A 14,061-nucleotide genomic window follows, 5' to 3' on the forward strand; every position below is an offset into this window, starting at 1 on the left:
CAAACCCCCTAACAATGGGAAGCATCTGAGTTTTGCTTTTACAGGAGAGCAAGCGGGACGCCCACTATATGTATATATGTAGCGGGGGTCGCGATCGCACTCCTAAAAAACGCTTTTTACTCTCATTGAGATGCTCTCTAAAGCTGACCTACAGATTAATGTCCTGGTTCAATCTTCTTCGACTGGGACAGGCTGGTATCTTGATTCGGATACCAAGGGTTCGAGTGTTTTGCCCTTGATGTTTTCGGGGGTTACTGCAATTGAGTTGTTGGGGTTGACGATGCCGCCAGAGATGATGACTTTAAAGGCATCTTCGATCGACATTGACAAATTGACTAAATCTGCCTCGGGAACTATAGCGTACCATCCGGTAGTGGGGTTGGGAGTGGTGGGGATGAAAATACCGATCGGGGATTCACCGGAAAGGTGAGGCGGGATATCGTTACTCTCGATCGTACCGGTCACAAATGCTAAAGTCCAGAGTCCTCGCCGGGGATATTCCACTAACACCACGCGGCGAAATTTGTCGTTTGAGTTGAGGATGGTTCCCAGCAGTTGTTTGAGGGTTTTGTAAACCGAACCGGCTAGGGGAATTGCCTGCAACAGCCGTTCGCCAAAGTCTAGCAGCCACTTGCCGAAAATGTTGCGGGCCATTAAACCGATGACTAAGATGCTCAGCAGGGGTACAGCCAGACCTACTAAAAGATTTAGCAGATTCACCAAAATCGGGTTGAGTCCGTCAAAAGGGTTGATCTGCTTGGGAATTTTGGTGAGAAAATTGATGACCCAACTGGCGACGGTAATTGTCAGCCAGATGGTGGTAGCTAAGGGTATCACTACCAATAGTCCTGCGATCAGGTCGTTTTTTAAGTCTTGTTTGATGCGTTGGAGCACGGCGGGTCAAATCTCCTCGTAACTGGTTGCCAATAACCTGAATAAAGCTGAGACTAAAGCAACTGCACGGGCTTTACTGGAAGTCACCATAGACGATCGTCTTCAATTCTGCTAAACCCTACCCTTTCTGAGGGGGAAGAGTTAGGGATCGCCGGTGCTGTACCTCTATTTTAAAGAATTATTGCAAGTTGGCGCTTGGTTTTAATATATGCAGGCTGTGCAGCAGCTCACCGTATTGTATATTTTAAGACACTTTGGGTCGGTTCAATCAATAAGCCGATCGGTCAGAGGCAGCCTGGGAGTGCAAGTGCAGCGAGTCCAGAGAAAATTTTCTGTTATTTGTATAGAAAATTAAGTGGTCGATCGAGCTTTCTCAGATTTTCGGCTGGGTGGCGCTTCGCTGTACCGAATTCAGGGGAATCTATGCAGGTTGAGTGCAGTGTCTGTCCAAAAACCTATCTTTGGATAGATGCACTATGACATTTTTGGGTATAAGATTTTTTATTCTTGAAGACCGACAGCGATCGACAAGGCAACAGTTGCCTACCCTGCAAGTGTTGCATATTAGGCAAATCCGACAAAAAGTAAAGCAGACAGACCAGCAACTTTGACTGTTTTTGACACGATCGATCTCTATTCAGGAAATAAGGGCAGAATTCAAGCGAATTCGAGTTTGAGAGCAGCGGCAAAGCAATATAGCATTAACTCGGGCATCACTACAAAAAAAAGAATCTGCCAAACGAGGTAGCAGTAGTTAGTAGCAAGCGAGATAAATTACTACATAGCTAGTTGTTTCTAGCCAGAAGCGCGAAACTATTGGTTCAACAGGGTATAGCTGAACTGCTGCATAGAAGCAAAACTCCAGCGGTGCCGATTCCTTGGAAGCAGACGAAAGTTAAGGAAAAACAAGCGTACTAGCTAATTAAGTCAGAGCCGGGATTCACCTCGCGGAAAGCAGCAATAGACTTGATTAGAAGTTAGGATTGAGATATGAATGCTCAACTCATGAAACCAATTGATTTTTACATTTTTTTATGCGATTCAAAACGCAAGATTTTTTTGGGCTTCATTTAAAGCCGCAGCGCGATAAAATTTTGTATGCAATAATTAATATTTAAGTAAAAGGAATTTTTGTGAAAACGCTTAGTATCCTCTTAGTAGAAGACAGTCCCCTAGATGCCGAACTGATTGAGGCATATTTAAAGGATGGCGGGCTCGAATTTTCTCTGGTGTGTGTGGAAACTCGAGAAGACTTTGCCGCGGCGCTGGAAAAACAACGTTTTGACATTATTTTGGCAGATTATATGCTGCCTTGCTTTAACGGGATAGCTGCACTGGAAATCGCCCACACTACTTGTCCGGGAGTGCCGTTTATTTTTGTTTCGGCTACTTTGGGCGAGGAAGTGGCGATCGAAACTTTGAAAAGCGGCGCTACTGATTATGTTCTCAAACGCCGTTTGATACGCCTAGTGCCGTCGATTCAGCGGGCCCTGCAGGAAGTTCAAGAACGGAACGAGCGCAAGCAAGCTGAAGCACAGAAGCAGGAGAGCGAAGCTCGATTTCGGATTATGGCAGATACCGCGCCGGTGATGATTTGGATGTCGGACACTGACCAACTTGGCGATTACTTTAACAAAGTTTGGCTGGAGTTTACCGGTAGAACTTTGGTACAAGAAATGGGTACGGGTTGGATGGAAAACTTGCACCCCGATGACTTGCCAGAATCTCTGGATATTTACCAAAAAGCCTTCAAAGCTGGCAGCGAGTACCGGCTCGAATGCCGCCTGAGACGCTACGACGGCGAATACCGCTGGGTTTTGGGTACAGGCGTACCCCGGTACAGGCCCGATCGCACTTTTGCAGGTTACATCGGTTCTTACATCGATATTAGCGATCGAAAACAGGCAGAACAAGAACGCGCTGCAGCTTTGTTTCGCGAACAAGCAGCGAGGTTGCAAGCAGAAGAAACTGCTAAAGCGCTGCAAGTGGCAAACGATCAAATTACTAACATTCTCGAAAGCATTACCGATGCTTTTATCGCTGTTGATTTAAATTGGAACTATACCTATGTCAACCACCAAGCTATTGAGCTGTTAGGCAGACCAAAAGCCGAACTAATTGGTAAAAATTTTTGGGATATATTTCCCGGGGCGGTAGATTTACCGTTTTACAAAATGGCTGCCAAAGCATTAGCAGAAAAAGTAACGATCGAGTATGAGGGATTCATACCGTTATGGAATAAGTGGTTGAAGATGCGTTTTTATCCTTCCGATTCTGGTTTGTCGGCTTACATCCAAGACGTTACCGATCGCAAGCAAACAGAAGCTGCACTCCAAGCTAGCGAAGAAAAACTGAGAATGTTAGCCGAAGCTAACTTGATAGGAATTATCTTCGGCGATGTAAACGGCCGTATCATCGAGGCCAACGATGAATTTTTGCGGATAGTTGGTTACACGCGGGAACACTTGCAGCGCGGGGAATTAAACTCGATTGACATCACGCCGCCGGAATACCAGTCTCTCGACCAGAAAGGGATGGCAGAGGCACAAGCAACGGGGGCTTGCACTCCCTACGAAAAGGAATTCTGGAGGAGAGACGGCAGCCGGATTCCGGTGTTGATCGGATATGTTTTGCTGGCCCAAAAGCGGCAAGAATCTGTGGCTTTTATTCTCGACTTGACGGTTGGCAAGCAGTTGGAAAGAGAACTGCACGATCGAGCTCAGGAATTGGCGCGGGCGAACCGGATTAAAGACGAGTTTCTAGGAACTTTGTCCCACGAATTGCGAACGCCGCTGAATGCGATGCTGGGATGGGCACAACTGTTGCGAAACCGCAAGTTTGACGAAAAAACGACTGTTCGGGCTCTGGAAACGATCGACCGCAATACACGCTCGCTGGCAACTCTGATCGAGGATTTGCTGGACGTGTCCCAGATTATTACCGGGAAACTGTCGCTGAATTTGCGTTGGGTGGATGTGATTTCGACTGTTGAGGCTGCGATCGATACTCTCGCGCCCGCGATTGCCGCCAAAAATATTGAAATTGTGACGGATTTCGACCCAACTACCGGGCGGATTTTTGCCGATTCGGGCCGGTTGCAGCAGGTAGCCTGGAATTTGCTGTCGAATGCGATTAAGTTTACTCCCGGTGGCGGACAGGTGAAGGTGGCCGTGCGAAAGATGCAGGGGACTTTGGCCCCTGAGGAATCCGCTTGCTGTAAAAAATTGTCGCCCGCTACTGTGGAAATTGAGGTTAGCGACACGGGACAAGGGATTCCAGAAGAGTTTTTGCCGCACGTTTTCGAGCGGTTCAGCCAAGCGGACAGCTCTACAAGGCGATCGTACAACGGATTGGGTTTGGGTTTGGCCCTAGTGCGGCATTTTGTGGAAATGCACGGGGGGACGGTGCAAGCCGAATCGGCCGGGAAGGGAAAAGGGTCGAGGTTTTTAGTGAGATTGCCAATTCAACACCTTCCTGGCGACGGCGGATTTTCTGTTGCCGGACTCGGGGAGTTGGCGATTCCTCTAAGCAAGGCGCGAGCCCCTATAAAGGAGTCTTTTGTCAACAGCAATCTTTCGGGAGTGCGGGTATTGCTGGTCGATATCGACGTGGATTCCCTGGATTTTGCCTCTACCGTGCTCGAAGATTGCGGGGCCCAGGTGGAGACTGCTAGCTCTGGAAAGGGTGCGTTGGAGGCGATTGAAAGGCTGAATCCGGATGTGTTGGCGATCGATATCGGGATACAGGCCCTTGACGGAGAGGCTCTGCTGCAACAAGTGCGATCGCGGATGGTGGACAGGAAAATTCCGGCGTTGGCGTTCACGGCGGTTGGTAGGGTAGAGGAACGCATACGGGCACTGCAGGAAGGTTTTCAAATTTACGTGCCCAAGCCGATCGAGCCTGCTGAGTTGGTAGCGGTGGTGGCAAGTTTGGTGGGGCGATCGAACGATTTTAGATTTTAGATTTTAGATTTTAGATTGACTCCGCGAGCACGGAAATCCTAATTACAAACCAATTTTCTTGCCTTCGAGCGATCGGATAATAGTTCTTAGGACTAAGGCCAACTGGTAGATTAAACAAAAATATGTAGTGGCGCTTGTGCGCTATTAGCTTAGGAAAGAGCGTGCAAGCGCCACTACATACTTAAAATTTAAGCTTTATTTGTGACAGTTGCTCTTAGTCCTAATCCTGCCGAAAAACTTTTTTTATTATGAATTAGACTTATAGATAATTTGTCAAGTCCCAAAAGTTATAAACTTAATTGGGATCACAGTGTGTAGTTTTTGATACTGAGAACAGTTTCTAAAAAGAATGCAAATGTAGAAAAGTTCCAAACCCTGATACTCATCAGTAGTCCGACTTCTAAAATGTAAAATCTAAAATCTAAAATCTAAAATCTAAAATCTTATGAGATTGAGGGACGATCGCTCTTAACAGTCTCTCCTCAAATATCAAGTTCAGCAATTAGCTGCTTAATTAAGCATGACTTTTAGTTACAGTTAACCTAATTTGTCATACCCCAAAAGTTATAAATTTAATTTAAGCCCAAGTTTTTAGCTTTCGATCGGAGGCGCAGGGACGATCGCCCCTAACACTATTTTCTTAAATATCAAGTTCACGAACGAGATGCTTCTTTAGAGAAATATTCGGTCGGCATAAATGCTTCTAACACTCCTCTCTTGCCCGCCGTGCAAGGATTTTTGGGTTCTTGGATGTGGACTGGTCGCCCGCTTCCCACTATCGACGGCTAGATACCAATTGCACCCGGCCGGCATCCATTTCATCCATTAATAACTCTAAAGCCTCATAATCAATATCCGAGATGTACCCCAAACGGGTAAGCTCGTAGTTGATTTCGTTTTCAATGTCAGGCGTCAACTGCTTAATGTAGAGGGCTTTTTCTACAAGTTGACGGATAGCATGAGTTGCTTGCATAGTAAGTCGGAGAACTCCGTACATTTTAATTTTCCTCTGAAGTGTCGAGAAAACAGGTGATCTAGATCAGAACTAACAAGTGATTTTAATTACATTGTTCAGTTTTATTGAACAGCTAGGGCAAAGTCGAGCGCAATTTTTAGAGTTAGCAAGACTAAAGGGGCAGGCATAAATAAAAAATAGTATAGTAGCTTACGTTTCCTCCCCAAATCTTACGCAAAATTTCATAAAAAAGAGGCAATAAATAAAGATTCAGTAAAACTACTGACCAAAACTGGTCATTTGGCCTCAGATTAAGTTAGGCTCAGGGTAATCAAGTAGGTTTAGGCTTACATCTGTTTAGCACAGTAGTTGAAAATACGTAGCAATCATAGGTTTGACATATGCAGACACTTCTTGCCCATAAACCAATTACGGTGATTCGACCCCTAGACTACCTGAATGCAGCCACCTGCGGAGAATTCGGACGGCAACTAACGACAGCAATTTCAGCCCCCGGAGTGGTAGCGGTACTCGTAGATTTGGGCGCAGTAACATTTATTGACAGTGCCGGTTTGATGGCATTGGTTTCAGGCCTCAAGCAGGCGAAAAAAATGGGCCGCAGGTTTAGTCTGTGCTCGGTATCCCCCGGGATGAGGATGATTCTGGAACTCAGCCAACTCGATCGAGTTTTTGAAATATTTGAAAATGTCGATAGCTTTGATGCCGAAAACTCCTGCGTAAAACAACACTGATAGAGCCTCCTAGGCGAGGAGAACAGGCAACAAAACACAGCAAATTCGGTTAAATAGCCGAAAGACAGACGACTGTCGTTGGCGTGTTGGCAGATTTTAAGGTAGGCTGCTTAAGAGTCGCAAATATTTAGCGAGTCGAGCCGTGGCAGTAAAAGTCGAAGAATTACTTACAGCAGACATTAATCAGCCTGCTCGTTATCTGGGAAACGAATTGGGGGCTACGCACAAGCCTTGGGACGAGGCGTTGGTGCGCTGGGTTCTCACTTACCCAGAAGTTTATGAAGTTGGTGCTTCCAATCTGGGGCACATCATCCTTTACAACATTTTGAACGCAGGGCCAAGACAGTTGTGCGATCGGGCTTATTTGCCCGCCCCCGACTTGGCAGCAAAACTGCGATCGACCAAAACTCCGCTGTTTGCCGTAGAATCGAGGCGATCGCTCACAGAATTTGATATTCTGGGCTTCAGCCTCAGCTACGAACTCGGAGCCACAAACATTCTGGAAATGCTGGATTTAGCCGGCATTCCACTAACTTGGCAAGAAAGAGCGACAAATCGCCAAAACGGTCAAATGCCGCTGATTTTTGCTGGCGGGCAAACGGCAACTTCCAATCCTGAACCCTACGCAGACTTTTTTGACTTCATCGCTTTGGGTGATGGAGAAGAGTTGCTGCCAGAAATTGGCTTGATTTTGGCAGAAGGCAAAACAAATAATTTGAGCCGAGAAGCATTGCTGCTGGATTTAGCGCAAATTCCAGGCGTCTACGTCCCGCAATTCTACGATATGGCGGCCGACGGTTCGGTTCATCCCAATCACCCCCAAGTTCCAGAACGAATTCTGCGCCGCGTAGCAACTCCCATACCAGCTTATTCGATCGGCCTGGTTCCCTACGTCCAGACAGTTCACGACAGACTGACAGTAGAAATCCGCCGGGGATGCACCCGCGGGTGTCGCTTCTGTCAGCCGGGAATGCTGACTCGCCCCGCGCGCGATGTCGAACCGCAGCAAGTCGTAGAGGCGATCGAACAGGGGATGCAAGCCACCGGGCACAGTGAGTTTTCCCTGCTTTCCCTGAGTTGTTCCGACTATCTGGCACTCCCAGCAGTCGGGATGGAAATCAAAAATCGCCTGAAAGATAAAAATATTTCTCTGTCTCTACCCAGCCAGCGGGTTGACCGATTTGACGATAATATTGCCGACATTCTCGGCGGTACGCGACAAGGCGGTTTGACTTTTGCGCCGGAAGCTGGTACTCAGCGGATGCGCGACATCGTGAACAAAGGTTTGACCAACGAAGAATTGCTTCGGGGTGTCAAAACTGCGGTCGATCGCGGCTGGGATAAAATCAAGCTGTATTTTATGATCGGTTTGCCCGGAGAAACAGATTTTGATGTTCTCGGCATCGCCGAAACAGTCCGCTGGCTGCACAGGGAATGCCGGATCAATGGCAGGCGGGGACTGAATTTTAACTTGACAATTTCTAATTTTACGCCTAAGCCTCACACTCCTTTTCAGTGGCACTCGGTTTCTACTGCTGAGTTTTCCCGCAAGCAAAAACTCCTGAAGGAAGAGTTTCGGGGAATGCGGGGCGTCAAGGTGAATTACACTGATGTGCGGATTTCGGCAATGGAGGATTTTGTCGGACGGGGCGATCGGCGTTTGGCTGCTGTAGTCCGCCGCGCTTGGGAACTTGGCGCGGGTATGGATGCGTGGTGGGAAAGCTTGGATCAGGCTTACAAAGCTTGGACTCAGGCGATCGATGAATCGGGCCTTACCTGGAAATACCGCCAAGTCGAAAGCGGCGAGTGGAATCTTTTTGACAAGGAAGAAGGAAGAAGGAAGAAGGAAGAAGGAAGAGAAATCAAGGAAGATTTTCCCAATTCTCGGGATCTTCCCCTCTCCCCCTCCTCCTCTCTCCCCCTCTCTCTCGATCAGGCCCTGCCTTGGGATCATTTAGACACGGGAATCGACAAAAACTGGCTGAAAATTGACTTGCAAAAGGCTTTAGAAGCAGCGACTGTTCCCGACTGTTCCTTTGAAGGGTGTTCGCGCTGCGGGGTTTGCGGCACCGATTTCGGACACAATGTGGTTGTGGATGCGCTGCCAATTCCTGAGTTTGCTGGGGAGTTTGTCCCGAATACGGAGCGGAAACAGCGTTTGCGGGTTTGGTTCGGGAAGGTGGGCGATATGGCTTTGGTTGGTCATTTGGATTTGATTCGATTGTTCGATCGAGTAGTCCGCAGAGCCGATTTGCCGATTTCGTTTACCGGCGGGTTTCACCCGAACCCTCGGATTTCTCTGGCAAATGCTCTGCCTCTGGGTGTTACCAGCACTGGGGAAATTGCCGACTTTGAACTCACTGAGCCGATCGATATTGAGAGTTTTCGGGAAAAGTTGGCCGCTAAGCTGCCGGAAAATATTCCGATTTACAAGGTTGAGTCGATCGATCTCAAGGCTCCTTCTGCTAACCAGTTGTTAGAAGCAGCGGAGTACGTAATTACTGTGGCCTCCGCAGGCTCGTTGACAGAAAATGGTGAATTAGGTCGGGAAAATGCTGCTCCTGTCTCCGTGGCTCCTGATGCCAACTGGGAAGCTTGGGTCAAGGCGATCGTCGAAACTGAGGCTTTTTGGCGGGTGCACACTACTAAGTCGGGAAAGACGCAGGATGTCAATTTGCGCGAAAGGCTGCACAAACTAGAACTTGTAGAGCAGAAACCAGACAGCAGCACCTCGGCTAGGAGTGCTACATCGGAAGGTAGAGCTGTCTTGCGCTTTACCGGGAGTTGTCGCAGCGACGGCAACTTGCTTAAGCCAGAACATATTGTTTTCATGGTCGAACAAGTCAGCCAGCAGGAAATTCAGCTTCTGCAGGTTGAGCGTAGTCAGCTAATCCTGGGTTATGGTTAAGATAGGGAAGCCGTGGTGGAATATTTCACCTTCGGCTCTCGATCGGGATGTGTCGTTTCACGCTATAATCGCTTGTTATGGAAGCCGCGGCGGCTCGAGCGCTTTAGTCGCTCGCCACCCTCGTCAACCAGCAACGCGGGCTGGGTGCAAATTGCTTCTGTTCAAGACTTCAAGCCTTTTTGTTGTACATTCACGGGCTAAATCTAGTGCCAAACCCGCAGGAGCGGGGTCTGAACCAAATTTAGCGATTAATTTCGATCGATCGACTGGTTGTCGGTGGTCGGCTTATTCAAAAATCTCACGGTTCAAACCGCAGAGCGGGTATTCAACAATAGATGTTTTTGACGGGTCAAAAAACGGAGATAAGTCCCCGACTTAAGTCGTGGAAAACCAAAAGTTTTAGATTTTAGATTAAAGTTCCAGCTCCCAGATTCATCTGTGGAGTAAATCTAAAATCTAAAACCTAAAATCTAAAATCGACTGACCCGTCAAAAAACGGAGATAAGCCCCCGACTTAAGTCGTGCAGAACCAAAAATTTTAGATTTTACACTTTAGTTCAATCTCCCAGATTCATCTGTGGAGTAAATCTAAAATCTAAAATCTAAAATTTAACATCTAAAATCGACTGACCCGTCAAAAAACGGAAATAAGCCCCCGACTTAATTCGTGGAGAACCAAAAATTTTAGATTTTAGGCTCTAGTTCAATCTCCGAGATTCATCTGTAGAGTAAATCTAAAATCTAAAATTTAAAATCTAAAATCGACTGACCCGTCAAAAAACGGAGATAAGCCCCCGACTTAATTCGTGGAGAACCAAAATTTTAGATTTTAGACTAAATTTCAATCTCCGAGATTCATCTGTGGAGTAAATCTAAAATCTAAAATCTAAAATCTAAAATCGACTGACGAGGTTTTAGGGTTGGCAGGGGCGGAGGTTGCAGTCGAATGCCAAGCTGGGGTATGTTGAGTGCGATCGCACAAGAATTCCACAAAAGTCTAGGCGCTTTCACTCCTACCTACTTTCGCTCAAAACCAGGCCTCAACCACCACGCAAGCGGAGTTATCAGTTCGTAGTGTTAAGTTGTGTGTTAAGAAATTGGTACGGTGTCAATGAATTTATTCGCTGAGTTCAAAGGAAGAGTTGTAAGTGTTGAATTTTGAGTATTGATTTCGCAATTCTCAACTCAAATCTCAATATTGCTAACTCGATAAAAGCCTCCTTATTTCAATCTCTCAGATTTATCTGCTGAGCATAACTCATAACTCTGTAAGGGCGGGTTTAACTACTTTATCTGTAACAGTTAACAGTGAACAGTCAACAGTTAACAGTGAACGGTCAACAGTTAAATTTTCTTCCACCCTGCACCAACTCACAGCTAATAACTCTTCAAGCCACTACTAATTACAGTGAAAGTCAGAGGCACTATGAGTGCGTAAGTGTCTCTAACTTGCTGCCAGTTTTGTGAGGAAATTGAATGACAAAGCAGATAGTTATAGCAGAGCAGCATCGCATTGCTGCCGTCTTTTCAGAAGATCAAATCCAAGAACTTGTGGTAGCCACAGGCAGCCACCAAGTCAGTGACATTTACTTGGGAATTGTTGAAAATGTACTCCCTGGGATAGATGCGGCATTCGTCAATATTGGCGACCCAGAACGTAACGGGTTTATGCACGTCACAGACCTCGGCCCGCTGCGCCTTAAACGCTCGGCAGGAGCAATTACAGAACTCCTGACCCCCCAGCAGAAAGTGGTGGTACAGGTAATGAAAGAACCGACGGGCAGCAAAGGCCCCCGGCTGACAGGCAACATTACCCTGCCGGGCCGCTATTTGGTACTGATGCCCTACGGCAGGGGAGTCAATCTCTCGCGGCGGATCAAGTCGGAAGCCGAGCGCAACCGCCTCAGAGCTCTGGCAATTTTGGTGAAACCGGCCGGAATGGGGCTGCTGGTACGCACCGAAGCTGAAGGGATGACGGAAGAAGCGATCATGGAAGATTTGGAAGTCCTCCAAAAACAGTGGGAAGCCGTTCAACTCGAAGGCGGTACCTCGCGGGCGCCGGCACTGCTCAACCGGGATGACGATTTTATCCAGCGGGTGCTGCGAGATATGTTCAGCGGTGACGTGAATCGGATTGTGGTTGACTCGCAGAATGGAATTAAGCGGGTGAAGCAGCAGTTGATGAGCTGGAACGGCGGTAAACTTCCTGCGGGAGTTTTGATCGACCACCACCGAGAGCGCGCCTCGATTTTAGAATTTTTCCGGGTTAACGCTGCGATTCGAGAAGCCCTCAGACCGAGGGTGGATTTGCCTTCGGGCGGTTATGTGATTATCGAGCCGACTGAGGCGCTGACGGTGATCGATGTCAACTCCGGCTCGTTTACTCGATCGGCGACGGCTCGGGAAACGGTACTCTGGACAAATTGCGAAGCAGCAACAGAAATTGCTAGACAACTGCGGTTACGCAATATTGCCGGGGTGATTATTGTTGACTTTATTGACATGGAATCCCGCCGCGATCAGTTGCAGGTGCTGGAACATTTCAATAAAGCTCTCAAAGCTGACAAAGCTCGACCGCAAATCGCTCAACTGTCGGAATTGGGACTGGTAGAACTGACTCGCAAGCGCCAAGGTCAAAATATTTACGAGTTGTTCGGCCACAGTTGTCCTACTTGCAGCGGGTTGGGTCATCTGGTGCGCTTGCCCGGGGAAGAAGACTTCGCCGCAGCGGTGCGGGAATCGGCCGATCGCACTGTTGCTACGTCGAACCGCGTTTTGTTGAATTTGCCCGAAGGATTGGAACGCCGCAGTTTGACGCCTGTGGCGGCTGCAACTCCTGCACCAGTGCGGGAAGAACGCCCCCCCGAACCTGCTCGGGCTGCTTGGGAACCTCAGAGTCAGAGCGAAAGTTTGGATTTTGAGACCGGCAGTAACGCTTCGCCTTTGGACTTGCTCAACCATCCCAGCTATCAGGATTTGGGGAACGGAACTAGACGCCGCCGTCGCCGCCGGATCGGCGAAGAGCCTTTTGCTCTCCCGGCGGAGGAGGAACCGGTACGCAGCAAGTTGCGGCTGCCGAATACTCCGAGCGCGCCCGTCGCGGATACCCGCTCTGAGTATCTGGCACCCCCCGGCATCCGGGCCGCGTCGGAGGGCTTCGGGCTGGTGAATATGGCGACTGTTGGCAGGCGCGAGGATTTCGATCGCGTGCGTCCGGCTAAGTCTGAGTTGATGAAGCCGATGGTGGAGCCTCCTGAGGTGATTTCGGTGGAAATGACGGCGGAGGAGCAGGATGTTTATGCTCTGATGGGGGTTTCTCCTTTGGTGCTTACCGATCGCAGCGTGAAAAATCCTAAGAATGCGATCGTTTCGGTGACTCTCCCCGGAGCGGCCCCGAACAAGCCGCCTTTCGAGCAGCTCGAATTTGAATTTGAAGCGGCGGCGCCTGCAGAGAATGTTGAGGAACGGGATTATTATCCAGAAAGATCGGTAGTTGAGCCTGCTTTTTCTGAGGATGATGATGAGGCCCAAATTTATGGCGAGAGTTCGATCGACGAAACTGATGATTTTGATCCGATTGAGGAAGCCAGCGATGTGATGGACGAATCCCATGAGCCGATCGAATCCCATGAGCCGATCGAATCCTATGAGCCGATCGAATCCTATGAGCCGATCGAACTCAATGAGCCGATCGAATCCCATGAGCCGATCGAATCCCATGAGCCGATCGAATCCCATGAGCCGATCGAACCCAGCCAACCCAGCGAACCCAGCGAACCCGAGGAGCCTGCTATCAACCGCCGCCGCCGCCGCCGCTCGTCAGCGGTTGTGGATGAGTGATATGAAGTCCGAGGGAAGAGGGAAGAAGTCAGAGGTTCGAGGGAAGAAGGAAGAAGTAGAAATTTTTACTCTCTTTCCATCTTTCCATCTTCCCCTTTCCCCCTCTCCCTCGAACACTCTAGTAATTGCAGGTGTGGATGAAGTCGGACGAGGCGCTTTGTTCGGGCCGGTGGTGGCTGCAGCCTGCATTTTGCCCGACGAAGTTCTCGATGAATTAGCAAGTTGCGGCGTGCGCGACAGCAAGCAGTTGAGTGCCGCAGCCCGGAGTCGGTTAGCCGTAAAAATCCGGGCTGTGGCGGTTGACTGTCAAATTGGTGCGGCTTCGGTGCGAGAGATCGATCGCCTCAATATTTTGCAGGCTTCTTTGTTGGCGATGAAGCGGGCGATTCTTAAGCTGAGTGTAACTCCTGATTTGTGTTTGGTTGATGGGAATCAAAGGATTCCCAATTTGGTGGTCGAGCAAGAGACGATGATCAAGGGTGATGCGCGATCGATTCAGATTGCTGCTGCTAGTATTGTGGCGAAAGTTTGGCGCGATGAATTAATTCTGCGGATGGCTATTAAGTATCCTGAATATGACTTGACAAATAACAAAGGATATGGTACAGCTAAACATAAATTGGGGTTAGAACGTTACGGGCGATCGGCTTTTCACCGACAATCTTTTAGTCCCTGTCGAAGATAGCTAGTTGTAGTCAATAATACAAGTCGGATTAAATAGACATAATTCCGCTCAAAAAAAGCGACTGT

General features: G+C 48.4%; 8 protein-coding genes. 6 read left to right on the forward strand and 2 right to left on the reverse strand.

The features are described 5' to 3' along the window. Positions 1-168: 168 nt before the first annotated feature. Positions 169-894, reverse strand: coding sequence for a DUF502 domain-containing protein (locus QUB33_RS10700; protein WP_333350178.1), 726 nt, complete (start codon positions 892-894; stop codon positions 169-171). A gap of 1,133 nt (positions 895-2,027) precedes the next feature. Between QUB33_RS10700 and QUB33_RS10705 the strand changes: the two genes are divergently transcribed. After that, the gene (locus tag QUB33_RS10705) at positions 2,028-4,856 is read left to right on the forward strand and encodes a PAS domain S-box protein (RefSeq protein ID WP_333350180.1); all 2,829 of its coding nucleotides are present in this window, start codon (positions 2,028-2,030) and stop codon (positions 4,854-4,856) included. A 775-nt stretch (positions 4,857-5,631) separates the two neighbouring features. On the opposite strand, the gene QUB33_RS10710 is transcribed toward QUB33_RS10705, so the two are convergent. Next, positions 5,632-5,829: a hypothetical protein gene (locus QUB33_RS10710; RefSeq protein ID WP_015176637.1), complete on the reverse strand. Its 198-nt coding sequence runs from the start codon at positions 5,827-5,829 to the stop codon at positions 5,632-5,634. 383 nt (positions 5,830-6,212) lie between these two features. Here QUB33_RS10710 and QUB33_RS10715 point away from each other — a divergent pair, with 383 nt between their 5' ends. The 5 genes from QUB33_RS10715 (at position 6,213) to QUB33_RS10735 (ending at position 13,996) form a co-directional block, all read left to right on the forward strand. Then, positions 6,213-6,563: an STAS domain-containing protein gene (locus QUB33_RS10715; protein ID WP_333350182.1), complete on the forward strand. Its 351-nt coding sequence runs from the start codon at positions 6,213-6,215 to the stop codon at positions 6,561-6,563. Between the two features lie 142 nt (positions 6,564-6,705). Beyond that, complete coding sequence (locus QUB33_RS10720; RefSeq protein WP_333350184.1) at positions 6,706-9,471, forward strand: TIGR03960 family B12-binding radical SAM protein; 2,766 nt, start codon at positions 6,706-6,708, stop codon at positions 9,469-9,471. Between the two features lie 946 nt (positions 9,472-10,417). Continuing rightward, on the forward strand, positions 10,418-10,546 hold the full coding sequence (locus QUB33_RS10725; protein ID WP_333350186.1) for a hypothetical protein: 129 nt from the start codon (positions 10,418-10,420) through the stop codon (positions 10,544-10,546). A 401-nt stretch (positions 10,547-10,947) separates the two neighbouring features. After that, a complete protein-coding gene (locus QUB33_RS10730) occupies positions 10,948-13,311 on the forward strand; it encodes an Rne/Rng family ribonuclease (RefSeq protein ID WP_333350188.1) in 2,364 nt (787 codons plus the stop codon). A 1-nt stretch (position 13,312) separates the two neighbouring features. Beyond that, positions 13,313-13,996 (forward strand): ribonuclease HII, encoded by a 684-nt coding sequence (locus tag QUB33_RS10735; protein ID WP_333350263.1) that lies wholly within the window; start codon positions 13,313-13,315, stop codon positions 13,994-13,996. The last annotated feature ends 65 nt before the right edge of the window (positions 13,997-14,061 follow it).

The sequence above is a fragment of the Microcoleus sp. B3-A4 genome (assembly GCF_036705385.1).
Lineage (GTDB): Bacteria > Cyanobacteriota > Cyanobacteriia > Cyanobacteriales > Microcoleaceae > Microcoleus.

Bases quoted from the DNA above. Each gene is read 5' to 3' on its own strand.
- QUB33_RS10710 (WP_015176637.1), bottom strand. From the start codon at position 5,829: ATGCAAGCAACTCATGCTATCCGTCAACTTGTAGAAAAAGCCCTCTAC.
- QUB33_RS10715 (WP_333350182.1), top strand. From the start codon at position 6,213: ATGCAGACACTTCTTGCCCATAAACCAATTACGGTGATTCGACCCCTA.
- QUB33_RS10725 (WP_333350186.1), top strand. From the start codon at position 10,418: ATGCCAAGCTGGGGTATGTTGAGTGCGATCGCACAAGAATTCCACAAA.
- QUB33_RS10730 (WP_333350188.1), top strand. From the start codon at position 10,948: ATGACAAAGCAGATAGTTATAGCAGAGCAGCATCGCATTGCTGCCGTC.
- QUB33_RS10735 (WP_333350263.1), top strand. From the start codon at position 13,313: ATGAAGTCCGAGGGAAGAGGGAAGAAGTCAGAGGTTCGAGGGAAGAAG.